Genomic DNA, 15,924 nt, shown 5'->3' on the forward strand with positions numbered 1-15,924 from the left:
TGTACCCCCATAAGGTGCAAGTGCCGTATATAAAGACGTAATAGATACCGTGTTTGCAGCACTCGATACAGACGGAAGGAGCGTCACAGTGACGACCTGGGACGAGCAGATTTTCACCATTGACACCAATGCAGATTTCCTCGACGAGATCTCTGACCTGGATACCGACGAGATTGTGGAAGCAGTGCGTGACGCCGTGCTCCTCGCCGCAAATGGGGATTCCGCAAGCGAAGATGAGATCCTCAACGGCCAGGCTGCGGCGACGATCGCTGCAATTTGGTCGGGTGCACCTTTTTCTGCCGGTGATGTGGCAGAGGCGTACCCGTTCATCCGTCTGCGCCCGGACGAGATCGACGAGAAGCTCGTCGAGGCTGCTGCTGCGGTGCTGGAAGCAGTGGAGACCGAGGCGGACCTTGAGCAGTTCCTCGAGGCGCTGGCCTAACGGTTTGCGGCCATGATTATTGCGTTTGAAGGTATCGATGGCGCGGGCAAGAACACGCTTGTCACCGCGATCAAGAAGGAACTCAACGCCGACACGCTTGCGTTTCCGCGTTACGAGGACTCCATTCACGCCCAGCTCGCACAAGACGCGCTGCACGGGCGCATGGGGGATGTGACGGATTCCGCGTTTGCGATGGCGACACTGTTCGCACTTGACCGTCATGGGGCGAAGGCGCTTCTCGACGAGTACGTCGACGATCCGTCCCGCGTCCTCATCTTGGACCGCTACGTGGCCTCTAACGCCGCGTACACCACTGCGCGCACCGGTGACGATGCCGCCTTGCGCTGGGTGGAAGACCTGGAGTTTGGGCGTTTGGGGTTGCCGAGGCCGGACTTGCAGGTGCTCGTCGATACGAGCCCTGAGCTTGCGCGGGAACGCGCAGCGAAGCGCGAGACGCAGGACGCAACGCGTGCGCGCGATCGCTACGAACGCGATGGTGGCCTGCAGGCCGCAACGTATGCGATGTACGGACGGCTGGCGGAAATGTCGTGGGGTGGGCCGTGGGTACGCGGTTCGGATCCTGCGGTTATCATTCAGGTAATACGCGACCTGGCATAAGCCTCGTCATTTCAACCCCCATAAAAGCCCTGACAAAGGAGTACATGTGGCCCACAAGATCCTGGTCGTGGACGATGACCCGGCGATCAACGAGATGCTCACCATCGTGCTTGAGGCCGAGGGGTTTGAGACGAGTTCCGTCACCGATGGCGCTGAGGCCGTTGGCGCGTGGCGCAGCTTTGATCCGGATCTGATCCTGCTCGACCTGATGCTGCCAGGCGTCAACGGCATTGATATTTGCCGCGAGATCCGCAAGCAGTCCGCCGTGCCGATTGTCATGCTGACAGCGAAGACCGACACGGTGGATGTGGTGCTTGGACTGGAGTCTGGTGCGGACGACTACATCACCAAACCCTTCAAGCCGAAGGAACTGGTCGCCCGAATCCGCGCGCGTCTGCGTCGTACTGACGACGAGCCGGCGGAAATCTACGAGGTTGGCGATCTGACCATTGACGTTCCGCAGCACACCGTGACTCGCGGCGGCCAGGAAATTCAGCTGACCCCGCTCGAGTTTGACCTTTTGCTGGAAATGGCGCAGAAGCCGAATCAGGTGCACACCCGCGAGGAGCTGCTGGAGTCCGTGTGGGGCTACCGCAACGCTTCGGATACGCGCCTGGTTAACGTGCATGTCCAGCGTCTGCGCTCCAAGATTGAGCACGACCCGGAGAACCCGGAGATCATCCTCACCGTGCGTGGTGTGGGCTATAAGACCGGCAAGCCGGGGGTGTAGTCGCTGAATGCGCTCAAACGCGCACGCGAACGCGTAGCGCACGCATGGTCGACCTCGTTGCAGGTGAGGTTCGTGGGCACGGTACTTATCGTGTCCGCAATCGTGATGTCCGTGCTTGGGTTTGTGCTGGCGTCGGTGGTCACTAGCCGCATCACCGAGGCGAAGCTGGAAACCGCGAGTGTGGAGATCGAGCGCGCACGCGCCACCGTCGAATACCAGCTGGACAACAGCGGCAGTTCCGCCTCGCTGCAGGCGCGCTTGAACTCAGCCCGTGCAGGTTTGACCCAGCGCGCACAGGAACACTCGGACACGTCGAGCTTTTACGAGCCGGTCTTGGTGGCGGAAAGCGGTGGCGGGGTGGTGACCTCGTCGCCGGAGTCGTACCAGATCCCAGAGCGCTTAGCGCAGTTCGTCAACGACGGAAATGTGGCCTACCAATTCGCCACTGTGGAACGGCCGGATGCGACGTTGTATGACGCGTTAATCGTCGGTACACCAACGAATGCGGATATCCCGAATCTGCAGCTCTACCTGGTCATGAATATGGAGAGCGAAACCACCACCGTTGCACTGATGCGTGGCATTTTGGCTATCGCTGCGGTGATCGTCGTGGTGCTTTTGATGGGCATTGCGTGGCTTGCGTCGCAGCAGATTGTGGCGCCGGTGCGCTCGGCGTCGAGAACTGCTCAGCGTTTCGCGTCTGGCCATCTGCGCGAGCGCATGCCGGTCGATGGCGAAGACGAAATGGCAGTGCTGGCCATGTCCTTCAACAACATGGCGGACACGCTGTCTAAGCAGATCAACAACCTGGAGGAATACGGTGATCTGCAGCGCCAGTTCACCTCTGATGTTTCCCACGAGTTGCGCACGCCGCTGACTACGGTGCGTATGGCCGCAGACATGATCGCGGCGAACGAGGATTCGCTCGAACCGTCGACCAAGCGCGCTTCCCAGTTGATGATCAAGGAACTCGACCGCTTCGAGGCGCTGCTCAATGATTTGCTGGAGATTTCGCGTCACGACGCCGGCGTGGCCGAACTCTCCACCACCAGCATGGATGCTCGCGGGCCGGTGGAGTCTGCATGGCAGCAAACCCAGCACCTTGCCGACGAGTTGGATGTGGAAGTCGACTTTGACATCCCGGAGGAACCACAGACGATCGAGGGTGACCCACGGCGTATCGAGCGCATCGTGCGCAACCTGGTGGCCAACGCCATCCACCACTCGGAGGGCAACCCGGTGAAGGTTGTGATGCGTTCCAACGACGAGGCCGTGGCAATCACCGTCACCGACCGCGGTGTTGGGCTGAAGGAAGGCCAAGACGAGTTAGTGTTCAACCGCTTCTGGCGCGCGGACAAGTCCCGCAAGCGCCACTCGGGCGGCACCGGCCTGGGCCTGGCTATTGCGCGCGAGGATGCGCTATTGCACGGCGGCATCCTCGACGCCGCTGGCACGCACGGCGTGGGTTCCCAATTCCGCCTGGTGCTGCCGAGAGAAGTCGGGGCGAAAATCAACGTCGCCCCGTTGGACTTGGTCGCGCCGGGCAAGATTTCCGGCGAGATCGAAGGGGCTCCTGTTGTCACCGAAGCGGTTGGAGTTACCGATGCTGACACCAGCGGGGGAGATGATCCGGCCACCGATAGTGGGGCCGGTGTAGTAGCGCCGGATCCGCAGCCTGAAGTCCAGGAGGAACACCGATGAGGACGAATAAAGCTGCATCGTTGGCGTTGTCGGCCGTGGCCACGTTGACTGCGATGTCCCTGCTGTCGGGGTGCGCAACGCTGCCAACCAACTCGGCACCTCACGTGCTGCGTCCGTTTACGCCGGCGGAGTCTCCGACGCCGGATGCTGGTCCCGCGGAGGATGAGGAGCCAGACTTGCTGCTGCGTGGGTTCTACGCAGCATCGGCGATTCCGGACGGCGACTACGAAATGGCGCGTGCTTACCTGACGGAGAGCGCTGCCCAGGCGTGGGATCCAAGCGGGCAGAAGCTGATCGTGGACAGCTTCGGCGTGACCACGCTGCCGGGGGCCTCGGCAGGGAAGCGTCGCTTTGCGGTTCACGGCAATGTGGTTGGTGCGGTGCGCACTGGGGGATCGTTTGCTCCGGAGCGCGGCAAATACGAGGCAGAAATCGAGCTGGACATGATCGATGGGCAGTGGCGTATTTCGTCGCTACCCGCGGGTGTGGTCATGGAGCGAACTGAGCTGCGTAACCAGTATCAGCCGTATAACCTGTACTTCTTTGATGCCGACGACCGTGAGTTGGTCACCGACCGCCGTTGGGTTCACTCGCGTCGCGAGGCCCTGGCGGGTGACTTAATCGGGTTGCTTATGGAGGGGCCTGCGGAGCGTCTGCGTCCAGCGTTGCCCAATGCGTTGCCGTCGAAAGTGGCCTATACGGGGTTCAAAGACGGCGCGTTTACCTTTACTGGTTTCAGCGAAGTCGACGCCGCACGCCGCACGCAGTTTGCTGCCCAAGTGGTGTGGACCCTTGCCACCGCCGGCATCACAGGTCCGTATCGTTTGGAAGCCGACGGCAGCCCCCTCATCGAAGGCGCTGACGAACTCGGTACCGACGACTTTGCGGACGAGAGCCCACTGGTGGAAACCGCTGGTGAAAGCACGCTCTACGCGCTCGTCGATGGGCGCATTTTGCGTGTCGACGGCCGCACCACCCAGGCCGTCGACGGCAGCCTCGGCAGCTCTGGCCAGATCACTTCAGCCGACCTGGCCAAGGGTGGCCAATGGGCTGCTGTCTTCGGCAAACCAGACGATGACAAGGACGATGTGCTTCGCGTGGGCAAATTCGGTGCCCGCGAGGAAGAGGTTATGCGGGCGCGTACATTCACACGCCCGAGCTTCGAAGCGAACGCGGCGGCGGTGTGGTCGGTTGCAGACGGCAAGCGGATCCTGCGCACAGTCCAATCCGCAGCCAGTGGCGAATTGTCCACCGGCGAGGTGCACGTCGACCTGCCAGAAGGCGTGGACGGCAACATTTCTGTGCTGCGCCTGTCGCGCAGCGGCACCCGCGTGGTCATGGTGATCGACGGAAAGCTCTACACAGGCATTGTCCAGCGTGGCGCTTCCGGCGAACGCTCTATTGTCAATGTGCTCGAGTACGCCCACGAGCTCGGAGGCAGTGTCGTATCCGCCGAGTGGCGTGCGGACGGTTCGCTCATCGTCGGTACCTCCGCCCCGTCGCCAGTGCTGCGTGTGGAGCAGGACGGCTCGTCTATGACCGCGTTGTCGGCGGGCAATATTTCGGCTCCGGTGGTGGCAGTGGCGGCGTCGCCAAGCATGCTCTACGTCACTGACGTCAATGCTGTATTGCAAGTGCCGGCCTCAGGTGCGGATAACCCCATCTGGCGTGAGGTGCCAGGTCTGGAAGGTATGCGCGCGCTACCGATCATCGCGCGGTAGGGGAGTCAGGGATGCTGGGGGATATCGGGGAGTTGCTGCTACCGCGCAAGTGCGCCGGATGCGGCGTGCCGGGGCCGCTGTTGTGCGCCACCTGCCGGATGGAGTTGGCGTACCCGCCGCAGCGCGTGTTTCCCAACACCACACCGATGGTGCCGGTGTTCGCACTAGGTGCCTATGCGGGTGCGCACCGTGGGGTGGTGTTGGCAATGAAGGAACGTAACCACCTTGCCGTGCGTCGCCACGTCGGTGCGGTACTCAACGCCGGGCTGGACTACTTGGAGGCGCGCGGCGATATCGCAGTCGGCGCGGTGCTGGTTCCCGCACCGACGAAGGTGTCCTCGGCACGAGCCCGCGGCGGCGACCCCGTGGAAGCTATCTGCCGCGCCACCCGGCGCAGTGTCACACCCGCGTTGCTACTCGACGCCAGCGCTGCCGATCAGTCGAACCTTGACGAGTCTTCGCGCCGCGCAAACCTGTCCGGAGCAGTACGGCTTTCCGCCATCCCTGCAGGTCCCGTGGTTCTTATCGACGACGTCGTGACCACCGGAGCAACCCTCCAGGCCAGTGTGTCCGTGCTGCTCGCCCACGGGGTTGACGTGAGTGCGTGCGTGACCGTGTGCGCAGCGTAACCGCAGGCCAAATATGTGCTTTTGCAGGTGTCCAGTAGGGTCGCAGGAATGAAATTGCGTCTTCTTCCACTCGTGTGTGCCCCGGTTCTCGCGTTGGTCGGTTGCTCGACTGCAGAGATCACCCCACTTCATGAGGCCCGTGTTCAGGAGGTCTCCGAAATCCGTGACGCCCTTGCCGGCACGGACTTCGACTGCACCAACTGGCAGGAGTTGAAGCAGGAAGAGGGCGTGTGCATGCAGAAGGAAAAGGGCCAGATCAAATTCAAGCTCGACGGCACGCCCGAGGATTACGCGCGCTACCTCATGGAGGAGCAGTTCCCGTACGCAAAGGAAGTCATTGTCGGCGAGAACTGGGTTGGCCGCTGCGATAACACTGATGAGGGCACCTGCCAGACCATCGCTGAAGGTCTCGGTGCAAACGTGAAGCAGAGCACCCGCAGCTAAGCATCCGCTGCTCAACACCCGGCAGCGTAGCTCTCAGTAAGCTCATAGCGAACATTTTGCGAACCCCCGTGTATTGGTCATAACCAGTTGTATAGTGGTGATGGACACAGTTCCTACTACCCACAGGGAGGAAGCACATGACTTCTGCAGACCAGAATGCCGTACAGGGTGGCGCACAGGGGGAGGGTCTCGGACCCGATGTGGCGTTGACCATCACCGGCCGCAACGTTGAGGTTCCGGAGCACTTCCAGGAACGCGTAAGCGGCAAGTTGGCAAAGATTGCGAAGCTCGATCCGACTCTGAATTCCTTCCACGTTGAGCTCAAGCATGAGCCGAATCCGCGTCGTGAACAGGAAGCGGAACGCATCCAGATCACCGCAACTGGCTCGGGCCACCTCGCACGCGCTGAGGCGAAGGAAGACACCTTCTACAACGCCTTGGATGCCGCAGTGGCAAAGCTGGAGCGTTCGCTGCGCAAGGTCAAGGCTCGTCGCACCACTCCGATGTCTGGCCACCGTGCACCGAAGGGCGCCGGCAAGCTTGCTGCTGAGCTTGAGGCTGAGCAGAAGGCAGCGCAGGCTCGCGAGGCTGCTGCGCAGGGTCCGTACGATGTTGACCCGTACGAGGATCAGGTTGAGGATCTGACCCCGGGTCAGGTCGTTCGTACCAAGGTGCACTCCAACGCTCCACGTAGCGTGGATGATGCGCTCAGCGAGATGGAGCTGGTTGGACACGATTTCTACCTCTTCATCAACGAGGAGACGAACCGTCCGGCTGTGGTCTACCGCCGTCACGCGTTTGATTACGGTTTGATCGAACTGGCTGATGAGGCGGAAGCCGAAGCAGGCGAGAAGTAGCGCTTGCGCTGTTACCCGCACGGTCCTGTGAAAGGGGCCGGGCGGGTTTTGTCGTCGATTAGCAACGCCGGGTTGTTCTCTGCAACGTAGGCGTGCGTACAATGGCGGGTTGTTACACCTTGGCCCTGCCTACTCCAGTAGTAAAGGATTTTCTCACGTGTTTGGACTGTCGAAGCTGCTCCGCGCCGGTGAGGGGCGTACCGTCAAGCGCCTGGCGAAGATCGCTGACCAGGTCATGGCCCTGGACGATGAATACGCGGCGCTGACTGATGAGGAACTCAAGGCGAAGACCGCCGAGTTCAAGCAGCGCATCGCCGACGGCGCGAGCCTCGACGACATTTTGCTCGACGCGTTCGCGACTGCCCGTGAGGCGTCGTGGCGCGTGCTGGGACAGAAGCACTACAAGGTGCAGATCATGGGTGGTGCCGCACTGCACTTCGGCAACGTTGCTGAGATGAAGACCGGTGAAGGCAAGACGCTGACGTCGGTGCTGCCGGCGTACCTCAACGCGCTGTCCGGCAAGGGCGTGCACGTGGTCACCGTGAACGACTACCTGGCTAAGCGTGACGCCGAGATGATGGGTCGTGTGCACCACTTCCTCGGCCTGGAGGTGGGCGTGATTCTGTCGGAGATGCGTCCGGCGGAGCGCAAGAAGGCGTACGACGCTGACATCACCTACGGCACCAACAACGAGTTGGGCTTTGACTACCTGCGCGACAACATGACGCGTTCGGTCAACGAAATTGTGCAGCGTGGCCACAACTTTGCGATTGTGGATGAGGTTGACTCGATTCTTATCGACGAAGCCCGTACCCCACTGATCATCTCCGGCCCGGTCGATGGGTCCAGCCAGTTCTACTCGGTGTTCGCACAGCTTGCGCCGCGTATGCGTGAGGGCATCCACTACGAGGTGGATCACCGCAAGCGCACCGTCGGTATTTCCGAGGAGGGCGTGGAGTACGTCGAGGACCAGTTGGGCATTGACAACCTGTACGCGCCTGAGCACTCCCAGTTGGTGAGCTACCTCAACAACGCGATCAAGGCCAAGGAGCTCTTCGAGCGCGATAAGGACTACATCATCCGTCAGGGTGAGGTCATGATCGTGGACGGTTTCACCGGCCGTGTGCTCGCTGGCCGTCGTTACAACGAGGGCATGCATCAGGCCATTGAGGCCAAGGAGCAGGTGGAGATCAAGAACGAGAACCAGACGCTGGCCACCGTTACCCTGCAGAACTACTTCCGCCTGTACGACAAGCTCTCGGGTATGACCGGTACCGCTGAGACTGAGGCGGCCGAGCTGCACCAGATTTACAAGATGGACGTTGTGCAGATCCCGCCGAACCGTCCGAACCAGCGTGTGGACCGCGACGACCTGATCTACAAGACGCAGGAAGCAAAGTTCGCGGCCGTTGCGGAGGACATTGCGGAGCACGCGGAGAAGGGCCAGCCGGTGCTGGTCGGTACCACCTCGGTGGAGCGTTCCGAGTACCTGTCGCAGCTGCTGACCCGCAAGGGTGTTGCCCACAACGTGCTCAACGCGAAGCACCACGAGGAAGAAGGCCGCATCATCGCTGAGGCTGGCCTGCCGGGCAAAGTGACCGTTTCTACCAACATGGCTGGTCGCGGTACCGATATCGTGCTGGGTGGCAACCCGGAAATTCTCTTGGATGCGAAGTTGCAGGAGCAGGGCCTCGACCCGTTTGAGGACGAGGAGCGCTACCAGGAGGCGTGGAACGATCAACTGCCGAAGGCGAAGGAACGTTCCAAGAAGCTTGGTGATGAAGTCCGTGAGGCCGGCGGCCTGTACGTGATTGGTACGGAGCGTCACGAGTCGCGTCGTATCGACAACCAGCTCCGTGGCCGTTCCGGCCGTCAGGGTGACCCGGGCGAGACCCGTTTCTACCTGTCCATGCGCGATGAGTTGATGGTTCGCTTCGTGGGTCAGACCATGGAGAACATGATGAACCGCCTCAACGTTCCGGACGATGTGCCGATCGAGGCGAAGATGGTGTCCAACGCCATCAAGGGCGCACAGTCGCAGGTTGAGAACCAGAACTTTGAGATGCGTAAGAACGTGCTCAAGTACGACGAGGTGCTCAACGAGCAGCGCAAGGTGGTCTACGGCGAGCGTCAGGAGATCCTGGCGTCGAAGGACATCAAGGACCAGGTGCGTCGCATGATCGAGTCCACCATCACTGCGTACGTCGATGCGGAGACCGCGGAAGGCTACGTGGAGGACTGGAACCTCGAGGAACTCTGGCACGCACTCGAGTCCCTGTACGGCCCGTCCGTGACGCCGCAGGAACTCATCGATGGTGACGAGTACGGTCGTCCGGGTGAGCTGACCTCGGCACAGTTGCGCCAGGCGCTTCTCGACGACGCCAACGCCCTCTACGACAACCTCGAAGAGAACATCTCTGCGATCGGCGGTGAGGAGCAGATGCGCAACCTGGAGCGCATGGTGATCCTGCCGATCATCGATACGAAGTGGCGCGAGCACCTCTACGAGATGGACTACCTCAAGGAAGGTATTGGCCTGCGTGCGATGGCGCAGCGCGACCCGCTGGTGGAGTACCAGAAGGAGGGTGGCGACATGTTCAACGCCATGAACGAGGCGATCCAGGAAGAGACCGTGCGCCAGCTGTTTGCCATGCGTAAGCAGTTTGAGACCCAGCCAGCCCAGGCTGCTGAGGGCGAGACTGACGGCGGCACCGCCACCGTCTAAAACCGCCGCTGAACCCACTGTTTGGGGCCACTGTTTGGGGCCACTGTTTGGGCCAGTGCGGTCTCACACTGAGGGCAACGCCCTGGTGAGGGCGTGAGGAGCCGTCTGCGACGTGTTGCGCGCAGGCGGCTCCAGTATTTTGAACGACTGCAGTTTGCCGTCCGCCATCTTCGCGGCAAAGGCGAGGCGTCGCCCGCCTTTCTCCACGGTGCCGTAGAACTCGCCGGCCTCACCAGAGTGGCAGGTGATCACCCGGACGTGCTGGGTGGGCAGGACTGCGGTGTTGCGGGTGTGGGCGCGGAGTTGGAGCTGGGCTCGTCGATACGCACGGATGTGTGTGCGCACCGACGTACTGAACCGCGAGGCTGTCATCACAGTCGGGTCGTAGCCTCCGAACGCAGCACTGATGGCCTGGCGCACGAGAGGGGCGACGCGTTGATTGGTCTGTGGTGTGGCGCTGAGCGCCACGTCCGGCTCGAGCACCGACGGCGCCGGTTTCGGCGCGGGCGTGCGGCGCTCAGGTGCGAGGAGTTGAATGTGCTGGTGGCCGGGAACGCTGTAGTACCTGGTTGCGGGCATGTGGGAATCCTCCGTCACGGGAGGGGGTGGGCGCGGCGCGGGGTAGGTATCATTGTTCACGATTGGCGCAATGAAATAAAGAGTGTGCGCACTAAAATACGCATCACGTACGCGAAATACGCAGCTAACGAAAGCTAACGAAAGAAGGCCGAAGTGCAGGGTTTGATCATCGACTACGCAGGTGTGCTGGACACGGGCGCTGAAGACCAGAGCCGCTGGAAGACCCTCATCGAGGAAGCCAAGAAGAAGGACGTCTCCGTGGCCATCCTGTCCAACGAGGCAGCTGAGGGCGAGATTGCGGACGCGATCCGCGAGTGGGAGTTCAAGGGCGTTGTCGACGCGGTTGTGCTCTCCGGCGAGATCGGTGTGGAAAAACCGGAGCGTGCAGCGTTCCAGGCGGCAGCCGACGCGATCGGCCTGGACATGAACGAGTGCGTGATGATCGACGATGACATCATGAACATCCGCGCCGCAGTGGAATACAACCTCATTGGCATCCTGCACACCGCGCTGGACCGCACTGCGGTAGAGATCCAGTCCCTGTTCGACATTGAGGGCGAGTTCTAGTGCGCGTCTACATCCCGGCAACCTTTGGCATGCTGCAAGCGCTGCAGGACAACGGTCTGTTGCATGCGCGCAGCGGGTGGGGTTTTTCTGCGACGAAGGCGTTGCAGGAATTCTTCACCTCGGGTGATCTCGAAGAGATCGAAGATGTGGCGTTCGATGACGCAGCGTTGGCGTCGCTACGCCTGCTCGCCATTGGGGACGAGGAGCGCTTCCCGCACCGCCGAGTGGTCATCTCCGTGGACGTGGACGCGACCGAAGCACCCGATATGGGCGAGTCTGTGGTGAAACTGTCCGGCCCGGTGAATCTTGAGGACGTCGCCGCGATCCATGTGGACATCAAGGAATCCGAAGAAGCCACCGCGAAGGCCATCGAGGTGGTCGATGCCGCGGATCTTGGCGACGAAGATGCGGAGCTGACCGTCGGCGACGCCCAAGACAACTACATGGCGTTCTATCACCCAGACGAGTTAGCGTTCCTCCTCGAGCTGCTTTAACTCCCACTCGTTATTGCTGTGTAGAGCCTCCAGCAGGTGGCGCACAGCCAGCGCGCGGCGCCCGATGGGGGATTCAGCGTCGAGCGTGTCCCAGGCACACTCCGGGTCCGCAGGCGGACCCAAGTGGGTGCAGCCGCGGGAGCAGCCTTCGGCGGCCTCGGCGAGATCGGGGAAGACCTGCACGATTTGTTCCGGGGCGACGTGTGCGAGGCCGAAGGAGCGGATACCGGGGGTGTCGATAATCCAGCCACCGCCGGGTACCTCCAGCGCCACGGACTGGGTGGAGGTGTGGCGGCCCTTGCCCACGCCGGAGACCTCGCCAGTTTCGCGGTCCGCGTCCGGGACGATGCGGTTGACCAGGGTGGATTTGCCCACGCCGGAATGGCCGATCAGCGCAGAAACGCGGTCGCGGATGTGTGTGAGCAGTTCCGCGATGTCGTCGTCGACGCCGGTGCGCAGCACCTCCACACCAAGGTCGGCGAGTTCACGCTCGAAATCGGTAGGGTCCGCCAGATCAGACTTGGTCACGCACACCACCGGGGTCACGCCGCCGACAAACGCGGCAACGAGGGCACGCTCCACAAAACCGGTGCGCGGTGGGGGATCGGCGGCGGCAACCACGATGAGCAACAGCTCAGCGTTGGCGACGATGATGCGCTCGTACGGGTCCGTATCGTCAGCCGTGCGGCGCAGGACAGAGGAACGCTCCTCGCGCTTCACAATGCGCGCCAGCGTGTCCTTCGCGCCGGAGGTGTCACCGACGACGCCGACACGGTCGCCGACCTCGATCGAGGTGCGCTTTAAGTCCCGGGCGCGGGTGCATTGCAGGCGCGTGGCGTCGTCGTCAAGCACGACGCCCCAACGCCCACGATCCTTAGCCACGACCAAACCGAACTTGGCATTATCGTGCGACGGGCGGTTCTTCGAGCGTGGCCGTGAGCCCTTGCCGGGGCGGATGCGGACGTCGGATTCGTCGTAATCGGAAAACTTGCGGCGCATTACTTGGAAACCATCTCCAACCACATGTCCTCAAACCCGGGAAGCGTCTTCGCGGTGGTTGCAATGTTTTCCACCTGGACGCCCTCCACAACCAGACCGATGATGGCGCCGGCGGTGGCCATGCGGTGATCGTCGTAGGAACGCCACGTCCCGCCATGCATCTCGTTGGGAGTGATACGCAGGCCGTCGCCGAGTTCCTCGCAGTTGCCGCCGACGTTGTTGATCTCGTTGGTCAGCGCCGCCAGGCGATCCGTCTCGTGGCCGCGCAGGTGCGCAATGCCGGTCAGCTCGCTCGGGGTGGAGGCGCACGCCGCGATGGCGGCGACGGTGGGGGCCAGCTCGCCGATATCGCTCATGTCGAGTCGAATGCCCTTTAGCGTGCCAGGCTTCGGGCCGCGCACGCGCAGGGTCTGGGTGGAGCCGTCGGCGATGAGTTCGACCTCGCAGCCCATGCGCTCCAAGACGGTACGGATCACTGCACCCGGCTGGGTGGTGCGCAGTGGCCAGTTCGGGATGCGCACCTCGCCGCCAGTGACAGCTGCCGCGGCGAGGAAGGGTGCTGCGTTGGACAGGTCGGGCTCGATCACCCAGTTAGTGCCGCGGATCGGCTGCGGGTCAACGTCCCAGGTGTCACGGGTACCGGTGACCTTCACGCCAGCCTCTGCGAGCATGGCCACCGTCATCTCAATGTGCGGCATCGACGGCAACATGCCACCCGTGTGGCGGATGGACACGCCACGCTCGAACCGGGGCGCAGACAGAAGCAGGCCCGATACGAACTGGGAGGAACCAGAAGCGTCAATCTCCACCGGGCCGCCGTCAGCCTTGCCGGTGCCGTGGACGGTAAACGGCATCCCGTCACCCGCAACGGACACGCCGAGGGTGCGAAGGGCGTCGAGGATAACCGCGATGGGGCGGTTGCGGGCGTGGGGGTCGCCGTCGAAAAGCACAGGCCCCTGCGCAAACGCCGCAACCGGCGGCACAAACCGCATCACGGTGCCAGCAAGACCGCAATCAACCTCCGCGCCGCGCAACTCGCCCGGGGTCACACGGATGACGTCGCGGTCGTGCTCGAAGCCGGTGCCCATGGACGCCAGTGCGGCCTCCATAAGATCCGTATCGCGCGAGCGCAGCGCCCCAGTCATCGTCGACGGACCAGCGGCAAGTGCCGCCAGCACGTAGGCGCGGTTAGTCATGGACTTTGACCCCGGCACCCGCTGCGTGTGTGTGATCGGGGCCGGATGGAACGGTGCAGGCCACATGTTCGTCATGAACGTCATAATAATGGAGCGCATGTGCGGACGATTCGTTCTTTTCACTACCGGCGACGAACTCCTCTCCGAGGTAGCCACCCTGCCCGGCATCAACCATGTCGAAGCGCCCGACGGCACCCCACCGCCGCGCTACAACATCGCGCCGACAAACCAGGTGCCACTCATCCGGATCGCAGAGCAGGCTGCGCGTATCGACGCCGCCCGCTGGGGCCTCCTCCCAACCTGGAAGAAAGACGACACCGGCATGCCTCTGTTCAACGCACGCGGAGAGACGGTGGCGGAGAAGCCCTCGTTCCGCAGCGCGTTCAAGACACGGCGCGGGCTGATGGTGCTCGACGGCTACTACGAGTGGAAGCAAACCGAATCCGGCAAGCAGCCCTACTACGTGCGCCCCGCAGAGGGCTTGCTGTACGCGGCGGCACTGTGGGAGACCGGGCTGGACCGGCTATCCACCACGATGATCACCACCGACGCCACCGACAACATGGCCTGGCTCCACCACCGCCTACCGCTCTTTCTGCGTGACGACGAAATCCGCCAGTGGGTCGACGGCACCCCAGAGGAAGCGTTAGAACTTGTGCACCCCTCGCGCGTGGCCGACACGTTGCAGTGGAACGAGGCCGCAAAGGAAGTAGGCAACGTGCGCAACGACTACGCGGAGTTGATCTCGGGCTAGTCCAGGGCTATTCAGTCCCGAAAGGCGCGAACTTCGCGTTGGTCAGCTCCGCCAGGTCGGTAGGCGACAGCGCAATAGAAAGGCCCCGTTGGCCGGCGGAGACGGTGATGGTTTCGAGGTCGGCGACGGAGTCGTCGATAAGCGTAGGCATGCGCTTGGTGGTGCCCAGCGGGGAGATCCCGCCCACGACATAGCCGGTCGCACGCTGCGCCTGAGCAGGATCGGTCATCTCCGCACGCTTCCAACCCAGCGCTTTCGCCGCCGCCTTGAGCGAAAGGTGGCCGGCGACGGGCACGCAACAGATCGCCATGTCGCGTTCGTGATGGATCACCAAAGTCTTCAGCACCGTGTGGGGGTCACGGCCCAACTCAGCAGCAGAATGTGCGCCGAAATGATCCTTGCTCGGGGTGTATTCGAGCACCTCATGAGGGGTTTGAGAAAGGGCGCTCAGTGCGCGAGTCTTAGCAGCCATGGGGCGATTTTAGCGCTGACCTACAATAGCGAGCATGCCCGAAACCGAGCTTGATCAAGAAGCAAAGGCACGCTTCGCCGAAGAAGCCATGCCGCTGCTCGACCAACTCTACGGCGGAGCCCTGCGCATGACCCGCAACCCGCAAGACGCCGAAGACCTGGTGCAAGAGACCTACCTCAAGGCGTACAAAAACTTCGACAGCTTCACGCCCGGTACCAATCTCAAGGCGTGGCTGTACCGGATCATGACCAACACCTACATCAACTCGTACCGCAAGAAACAGCGCCGGCCGCTGGAAACCTCCGCGGACGAAGTGACGGATTACCAGTTGTACTCCTCGAGCTCGCACGACTCGACGGGACTGGAATCCGCCGAGGTTGAAGCGCTCAAGGCAATGCCGAACTCGCGGATCTCCGAGGCGCTCAACGCGTTGAACGAGGACTACCGCATGGTGGTCTACTACGCCGACGTTGAAGGGCTGGCGTACAAGGAAATCGCCGAAGTGCTGGACATCCCCATGGGCACTGTCATGAGCCGACTGCACCGTGGAAGAAAACAACTGCGCGCCATGTTGAAAGACGTGGCGAAGGAACGAGGCATTGGCCTCGACCACGCGGACATGCAGGACACCGACACTGCGGCGAAGGAGAAGTAATGGCTACGGGACACGGATGCGAAGCGACATACCGCCTGCTGTGCGAACTTTTCGACGAAGAAACTTCCCCACAGCGCCGCGAGGAAATCACCTCCGAGATCGCGCAATGTCCGGAGTGTCGCAGTATTGCCGAGTCTGAACGTGCCGTTCGCGCCATCGTGCGGGATTGCTGCCAGCCAACGAAGGCTCCTGAGCCGCTGCGCGAGCGCATCATCACCACTATCTCCTACACCGAGGTCACGTGGCACTAGGGCGCTTTTAGGGGGTTTTAGGGGGAGTTCGGGGGCTGGTTGTTGCGGCCTTTCTCATCGTCTAGCTGGGCTTGTGATGCTGCTAGACGA

Annotated in this window: 18 protein-coding genes; 14 read left to right on the forward strand and 4 right to left on the reverse strand. The window is 62.2% G+C overall.

Annotated elements, in window-relative coordinates; all coding sequences use genetic code 11:
- Window positions 1-88: 88 nt before the first annotated feature.
- The 9 genes from HMPREF3120_RS00130 (at window position 89) to secA (ending at window position 9,867) form a co-directional block, all read left to right on the forward strand.
- The gene (locus HMPREF3120_RS00130; RefSeq protein ID WP_070422853.1) at window positions 89-442 is read left to right on the forward strand and encodes a DUF4259 domain-containing protein; all 354 of its coding nucleotides are present in this window, start codon (window positions 89-91) and stop codon (window positions 440-442) included.
- A gap of 12 nt (window positions 443-454) precedes the next feature.
- Window positions 455-1,060 (forward strand): dTMP kinase, encoded by a 606-nt coding sequence (locus HMPREF3120_RS00135; protein ID WP_070449554.1) that lies wholly within the window; start codon window positions 455-457, stop codon window positions 1,058-1,060.
- Between the two features lie 46 nt (window positions 1,061-1,106).
- Window positions 1,107-1,790, forward strand: a complete 684-nt coding sequence (gene mtrA, locus HMPREF3120_RS00140; protein ID WP_083279481.1) for an MtrAB system response regulator MtrA — start codon at window positions 1,107-1,109, stop codon at window positions 1,788-1,790.
- 3 nt (window positions 1,791-1,793) lie between these two features.
- Complete coding sequence (gene mtrB / locus HMPREF3120_RS00145) at window positions 1,794-3,491, forward strand: MtrAB system histidine kinase MtrB (protein WP_256365988.1); 1,698 nt, start codon at window positions 1,794-1,796, stop codon at window positions 3,489-3,491.
- Window positions 3,488-5,212, forward strand: a complete 1,725-nt coding sequence (gene lpqB, locus HMPREF3120_RS00150) for an MtrAB system accessory lipoprotein LpqB (RefSeq protein ID WP_070449557.1) — start codon at window positions 3,488-3,490, stop codon at window positions 5,210-5,212. Before mtrB ends, lpqB begins: the two co-directional genes overlap by 4 nt.
- A gap of 11 nt (window positions 5,213-5,223) precedes the next feature.
- Window positions 5,224-5,841: a ComF family protein gene (locus HMPREF3120_RS00155; RefSeq protein WP_210384479.1), complete on the forward strand. Its 618-nt coding sequence runs from the start codon at window positions 5,224-5,226 to the stop codon at window positions 5,839-5,841.
- Window positions 5,842-5,889: 48 nt separating this feature from the next.
- Complete coding sequence (locus HMPREF3120_RS00160) at window positions 5,890-6,285, forward strand: hypothetical protein (RefSeq protein ID WP_070449560.1); 396 nt, start codon at window positions 5,890-5,892, stop codon at window positions 6,283-6,285.
- A gap of 137 nt (window positions 6,286-6,422) precedes the next feature.
- Entirely contained in the window at window positions 6,423-7,142 is a 720-nt protein-coding gene (gene hpf / locus HMPREF3120_RS00165; RefSeq protein ID WP_070449563.1) for a ribosome hibernation-promoting factor, HPF/YfiA family, read from the forward strand.
- A gap of 157 nt (window positions 7,143-7,299) precedes the next feature.
- Window positions 7,300-9,867, forward strand: a complete 2,568-nt coding sequence (gene secA, locus HMPREF3120_RS00170) for a preprotein translocase subunit SecA (protein ID WP_070422858.1) — start codon at window positions 7,300-7,302, stop codon at window positions 9,865-9,867.
- A 63-nt stretch (window positions 9,868-9,930) separates the two neighbouring features.
- Here secA and HMPREF3120_RS00175 read toward each other — a convergent pair whose 3' ends face one another.
- Window positions 9,931-10,446 carry a hypothetical protein gene (locus HMPREF3120_RS00175; protein WP_070449566.1) on the reverse strand — a complete coding sequence of 172 codons (516 nt, stop codon included), beginning with the start codon at window positions 10,444-10,446 and terminating at the stop codon, window positions 9,931-9,933.
- Between the two features lie 153 nt (window positions 10,447-10,599).
- Here HMPREF3120_RS00175 and HMPREF3120_RS00180 point away from each other — a divergent pair, with 153 nt between their 5' ends.
- Together HMPREF3120_RS00180 and HMPREF3120_RS00185 are read left to right on the forward strand one after the other, a co-directional pair.
- Entirely contained in the window at window positions 10,600-11,013 is a 414-nt protein-coding gene (locus HMPREF3120_RS00180) for an HAD-IA family hydrolase (RefSeq protein ID WP_070422860.1), read from the forward strand.
- Window positions 11,013-11,507, forward strand: coding sequence for a DUF6912 family protein (locus tag HMPREF3120_RS00185; RefSeq protein WP_180950030.1), 495 nt, complete (start codon window positions 11,013-11,015; stop codon window positions 11,505-11,507). Before HMPREF3120_RS00180 ends, HMPREF3120_RS00185 begins: the two co-directional genes overlap by 1 nt.
- Here HMPREF3120_RS00185 and rsgA read toward each other — a convergent pair.
- Together rsgA and aroA are read right to left on the reverse strand one after the other, a co-directional pair.
- Window positions 11,481-12,506 (reverse strand): ribosome small subunit-dependent GTPase A, encoded by a 1,026-nt coding sequence (gene rsgA, locus HMPREF3120_RS00190; RefSeq protein WP_070449569.1) that lies wholly within the window; start codon window positions 12,504-12,506, stop codon window positions 11,481-11,483. The two genes, HMPREF3120_RS00185 and rsgA, sit on opposite strands and share 27 nt — an antisense overlap.
- The gene (gene aroA, locus HMPREF3120_RS00195) at window positions 12,506-13,786 is read right to left on the reverse strand and encodes a 3-phosphoshikimate 1-carboxyvinyltransferase (protein WP_070449605.1); all 1,281 of its coding nucleotides are present in this window, start codon (window positions 13,784-13,786) and stop codon (window positions 12,506-12,508) included. The genes rsgA and aroA overlap by 1 nt, the downstream gene beginning before the upstream one ends.
- Window positions 13,787-13,799: 13 nt before the next feature.
- Here aroA and HMPREF3120_RS00200 point away from each other — a divergent pair, with 13 nt between their 5' ends.
- Window positions 13,800-14,456 (forward strand): SOS response-associated peptidase, encoded by a 657-nt coding sequence (locus HMPREF3120_RS00200; protein ID WP_070449607.1) that lies wholly within the window; start codon window positions 13,800-13,802, stop codon window positions 14,454-14,456.
- Window positions 14,457-14,463: 7 nt separating this feature from the next.
- Here the strand turns inward: HMPREF3120_RS00200 and ybaK are convergent, their stop codons facing one another.
- The gene (ybaK, locus tag HMPREF3120_RS00205) at window positions 14,464-14,928 is read right to left on the reverse strand and encodes a Cys-tRNA(Pro) deacylase (RefSeq protein WP_070449572.1); all 465 of its coding nucleotides are present in this window, start codon (window positions 14,926-14,928) and stop codon (window positions 14,464-14,466) included.
- Window positions 14,929-14,962: 34 nt separating this feature from the next.
- Between ybaK and HMPREF3120_RS00210 the strand changes: the two genes are divergently transcribed.
- Entirely contained in the window at window positions 14,963-15,583 is a 621-nt protein-coding gene (locus tag HMPREF3120_RS00210; protein WP_070449575.1) for a sigma-70 family RNA polymerase sigma factor, read from the forward strand.
- Window positions 15,583-15,834, forward strand: a complete 252-nt coding sequence (locus HMPREF3120_RS00215) for a hypothetical protein (protein WP_070422864.1) — start codon at window positions 15,583-15,585, stop codon at window positions 15,832-15,834. Before HMPREF3120_RS00210 ends, HMPREF3120_RS00215 begins: the two co-directional genes overlap by 1 nt.
- Window positions 15,835-15,924 lie beyond the last annotated feature (90 nt).

The sequence above is a fragment of the Corynebacterium sp. HMSC11D10 genome (assembly GCF_001806995.1).
Classification (GTDB): Bacteria; Actinomycetota; Actinomycetes; order Mycobacteriales; family Mycobacteriaceae; genus Corynebacterium; species Corynebacterium coyleae.

What these genes read in the sequence shown, in the direction of transcription:
- HMPREF3120_RS00135 (WP_070449554.1), top strand. Translation starts at nt 455, where the DNA reads ATGATTATTGCGTTTGAAGGTATCGATGGCGCGGGCAAGAACACGCTT.
- lpqB (WP_070449557.1), top strand. Translation starts at nt 3,488, where the DNA reads ATGAGGACGAATAAAGCTGCATCGTTGGCGTTGTCGGCCGTGGCCACG.
- HMPREF3120_RS00155 (WP_210384479.1), top strand. Translation starts at nt 5,224, where the DNA reads ATGCTGGGGGATATCGGGGAGTTGCTGCTACCGCGCAAGTGCGCCGGA.
- HMPREF3120_RS00160 (WP_070449560.1), top strand. Translation starts at nt 5,890, where the DNA reads ATGAAATTGCGTCTTCTTCCACTCGTGTGTGCCCCGGTTCTCGCGTTG.
- hpf (WP_070449563.1), top strand. Translation starts at nt 6,423, where the DNA reads ATGACTTCTGCAGACCAGAATGCCGTACAGGGTGGCGCACAGGGGGAG.
- HMPREF3120_RS00175 (WP_070449566.1), bottom strand. Translation starts at nt 10,446, where the DNA reads ATGCCCGCAACCAGGTACTACAGCGTTCCCGGCCACCAGCACATTCAA.
- rsgA (WP_070449569.1), bottom strand. Translation starts at nt 12,506, where the DNA reads ATGCGCCGCAAGTTTTCCGATTACGACGAATCCGACGTCCGCATCCGC.
- aroA (WP_070449605.1), bottom strand. Translation starts at nt 13,786, where the DNA reads ATGACGTTCATGACGAACATGTGGCCTGCACCGTTCCATCCGGCCCCG.
- HMPREF3120_RS00200 (WP_070449607.1), top strand. Translation starts at nt 13,800, where the DNA reads ATGTGCGGACGATTCGTTCTTTTCACTACCGGCGACGAACTCCTCTCC.
- ybaK (WP_070449572.1), bottom strand. Translation starts at nt 14,928, where the DNA reads ATGGCTGCTAAGACTCGCGCACTGAGCGCCCTTTCTCAAACCCCTCAT.
- HMPREF3120_RS00210 (WP_070449575.1), top strand. Translation starts at nt 14,963, where the DNA reads ATGCCCGAAACCGAGCTTGATCAAGAAGCAAAGGCACGCTTCGCCGAA.
- HMPREF3120_RS00215 (WP_070422864.1), top strand. Translation starts at nt 15,583, where the DNA reads ATGGCTACGGGACACGGATGCGAAGCGACATACCGCCTGCTGTGCGAA.